Below are 1980 nucleotides of genomic sequence, written 5' to 3' on the forward strand. Positions count from 1 at the left end.
GGTCGCAAGCGGCGAGGCTGCCGGTGAAAGCGGCGAAGAGGTCGTCGAGACGATCGCCGAGACCATCGAGATTCAGTCCAATGATGCCGACGCCGGCTCGCAGGATGGCGGCAAGGATCACGGCGGCGCGGAGCATGGCGACAATGCCACCGCGGACGACGGTGGCGAAACATCCGAGGGTGGCCCTACCTCGATCGCCGCTAGCGTCGAAGCCGACGTGATTTCCGAACCGGCCCCGCAAGCCGAACAGAACGGCGAAGCCCCCTCCAGCGACGATCGCGGCATGCTGGAAGAGGTGCAGTCCTCGCATCCGGACGACCACGAAATCGAATCGGTCGGCGCCGAGGATGCGCTTGAAGAGGTGCGCAACCGCCGCAAGCCGGTGCGCCGCCAGTACAAGATCCAGGAAGTCATCAAGCGCCGTCAGATCCTGCTGGTCCAGGTGGTCAAGGAAGAGCGCGGCAACAAGGGCGCCGCACTCACCACCTATCTGTCGCTCGCCGGCCGCTATTCGGTGCTGATGCCGAACACCGCGCGCGGCGGCGGCATTTCGCGCAAGATCACCAACGCCCAGGACCGCAAGCGGCTGAAGGAAGTCGTCGCCGACCTCGAAGTGCCGCAGGGCATGGGCGTCATCCTGCGCACCGCCGGCGAGAGCCGCACCAAGGCCGAGATCAAGCGCGATTATGAATATCTGATGCGGCTTTGGGAGAATGTCCGCAACCTCACTCTGCAGTCCACGGCCCCTGCCCTGGTCTACGAGGAAGGCAGCCTGATCAAGCGCTCGGTGCGCGACCTCTATAACAAGGATATCGACGAGATCCTGGTCTCCGGCGAGGACGGCTATCGCGAGGCCAAGGACTTCATGCGCATGCTGATGCCGAGCCACGCCAAGGTGGTTCAGCCCTATCGCGACACCACCCCGATCTTCGTGCGCAACGGCATCGAGGCGCAGCTCGACCGCATGCTGCAGCCGCAGGTGACGCTGAAGAGCGGCGGCTACATCATCATCAACCAGACCGAGGCGCTGGTCTCTATCGACGTCAATTCGGGTCGCTCCACCAAGGAGCACTCGATCGAGGACACGGCGCTCCACACCAATCTGGAAGCCGCCGAGGAAGTCGCCAGGCAACTCAGGCTGCGCGACCTTGCCGGCCTGATCGTCATCGACTTCATCGACATGGAGGAGAACCGCAACAACCGCTCCGTCGAGAAGCGGCTGAAGGATCACCTCAAGAACGACCGCGCCCGCATCCAGGTTGGCCGCATCTCGCATTTCGGCCTGATGGAGATGTCGCGCCAGCGCATCCGCGCCAGCGTGCTGGAATCGACCATGAAGCCCTGCCCGCATTGCGGCGGTACCGGCCATGTGCGTTCCGACTCCTCGGTGGCGCTGATGGTGGTCAGGGCGATAGAGGAATTCCTGCTCAAGGATTCGCGCAGCCACATCACGGTCCGCACGCCGGCAGCGACCGCGCTTTATGTGCTCAACCACAAGCGCGGCACGCTGGTCGAACTCGAAAGCCGCTTCGGCCTGACCATCACGATCGAGGCCGACGACACGGTCGGCGCGCAGCACTATGCGATCTTCCGTGGCGCGATCGCCGAAAAGCCCGAGGGCTTCGTCGAAGTGCGCAGTCTGCCGGCCTATGTCGAGCCGGAGGAGCCCGAGGACGAGATCGTCATCGAGGACGAGGAGGAGGCGCCCGCCCAGGCGGAACAGCCGCGCCAGTCCCAGCAGCAGCCGCAGCAGCAGAGGTCCGGCGAGGACGGCGAAGGCCGTGACCGCAAGCGCCGCAAGCGCCGCCGGCGGCGCGGCGGCAAGGATCGCGATCGCGAGCACGGCGAGCGCGAGCATGGCGCTGGAGTAGTCTCAACGCCGGCGCCGGCGGATAGCGTTTCCGCCGCCGCGAGCAACGAGGCAGCCGAAGCGGGCGATGAAGCTACGGTCGGCATTGGCGAAACGGCCGAAGCAGCGGA

The 1980-nt window shown here is 65.5% G+C and carries 1 protein-coding gene; it reads left to right on the forward strand.

The features are described from left to right. Positions 1-1980 (forward strand): ribonuclease E/G (locus EOA33_RS33905; protein ID WP_145989461.1); only part of this gene is annotated, 1980 nt, incomplete at both ends.

The sequence above is a fragment of the Mesorhizobium sp. M4A.F.Ca.ET.050.02.1.1 genome (assembly GCF_003997725.1).
Taxonomy (GTDB): domain Bacteria; phylum Pseudomonadota; class Alphaproteobacteria; order Rhizobiales; family Rhizobiaceae; genus Mesorhizobium.